Raw genomic sequence first — 1,508 nt, 5'->3', positions numbered from 1 at the left:
TCTAATTAACTCATAATTTTGCCTGGAATATCATTCTACTATGTATTTGTGTAATTAATTCTGTCTAACTACTTACGAATTATTGGTACTCGCGAAAGATGCCACATTCGAGCTGATGGATGCAGTGATGACCACGCCCGAATGCGGCCTGTTTGGCAGAATTTTCACTCAGCCCGCTATTCAATCGTCAATGGCAAGCGTATTTACGAAGCATTGCAAGACTGTAGGCCAGACCGGAAAAAACTGATGATGCTGTACCCTTGAGGAATTAGAACAGCAAGTACCCGCAACAGAACATATATTAGTGGCAATTGACCACACTGCATGGGCGAGACCCGATGCCAAAACCTTAAAAGAGAGAACCCATGAATATCAGAATGGCGTAATTGTTGGACAGGGGTACAGTACAATTGCGTGGATACCAGAAGCACAAGGAAGTTGGGCATTACCCCTGCTCCATGAAAGAATTAGTAGTGGGTCTTCACCCATACTTCAAGCAGCTTCCCAACTCAAACTTTTCTGTGAACAGAGCATCAATCCAGTCTTAGCAGTTTTAGCGAGAGAATATGGGAATGCAAATTGGGTACTGGCGATAGCAGATATTCAAGCTGATTGTTTAATGAGAGTCCGAAGGAATGCCTGTTTGTGGTCAGCACCACCAGCCTATAGTGGTCGCGGTAGGCCACGGAAACATGGGCCGAAAATGAGACCGGGCGACCCAACCACATGGCTCCAAACGGATACTGTGATTGAAATTGACGAACATCCAGGCTTGGGACAAGTCCGAGTCAGGCAATGGCTTGACTTACATTTCTATCGTGCCCCTGGACAAAGAGTCAATTTAATCCTCGCCCTTAAGAATGAAGCCCATGTCAAATGGTCAGCCGTTTCCACCCTTATGGTTGGCTTGGGTGGGAGAACGAACTCTACCCTTAGAAACAGTCTGGTTCAAATATTTACGACGTTTTGGAGTGGATCATTGGTATAGATTTGTCAAGCAACGATTGCATTGGACTTTGCCTAACTTGAGAACTCCCGAACAATCCGAGCGGTGGAGTGATTTAATGCCATTGATGAGTTGGCAACTCTGGCTAGCTAGGGATTTAGTGGTTGAGAATGTATTACCTTGGCAATCTGCTACGATTAATTTAACCGCTGGACGTGTTGCCCAATCAATGTTGTCGGTTTTAGTTGACATTGGTACTCCCGCAAAAATGCCCAAACAGAGGGGAAAATCCCCCGGCTGGGAAAAAGGAAAGGTACGTACCAAGGCACCGTGCTATCCCACTGTGAAAAAACGGGTTTCTCGACGCAAAAAGTATTCAAGATTAGTTATTTAATCTTCTCCCTCTTGAGTTTTTGAGTAACAGCTTGCCGGATATTCAAAGGTGGCTACTTTTAGCTGCAATCATTTTTTAGTTTAAACTACAGTTAAGAAAGTGCTGGGACTTCCTGGCAATAATAATGCAGCAGTCGCTCAAATATTTCTGTCATTAATTGATGAAGCT

The 1,508-nt window shown here is 44.3% G+C and carries 1 protein-coding gene and 1 pseudogene; both read left to right on the top strand.

Annotated elements, in window-relative coordinates; translation table 11 throughout:
- Nucleotides 1-283: 283 nt before the first annotated feature.
- Nucleotides 284-988, top strand: a pseudogene (locus QUB44_RS31375) (transposase); the annotation flags it as partial.
- On the top strand, nt 870-1,340 hold the full coding sequence (locus QUB44_RS30835; RefSeq protein ID WP_333373716.1) for a hypothetical protein: 471 nt from the start codon (nt 870-872) through the stop codon (nt 1,338-1,340). The pseudogene QUB44_RS31375 and the gene QUB44_RS30835, both read left to right, overlap by 119 nt.
- Nucleotides 1,341-1,508: the final 168 nt, after the last annotated feature.

The sequence above is a fragment of the Microcoleus sp. AT3-D2 genome (genome assembly GCF_036705715.1).
GTDB lineage: Bacteria > Cyanobacteriota > Cyanobacteriia > Cyanobacteriales > Microcoleaceae > Microcoleus.
The sequence above is the reverse complement of the archived record's forward strand: the minus strand, read 5'-3'. Positions and strand labels throughout refer to the sequence as shown.

What these genes read in the sequence shown, in the direction of transcription:
- QUB44_RS30835 (WP_333373716.1), top strand. Translation starts at nt 870, where the DNA reads ATGTCAAATGGTCAGCCGTTTCCACCCTTATGGTTGGCTTGGGTGGGA.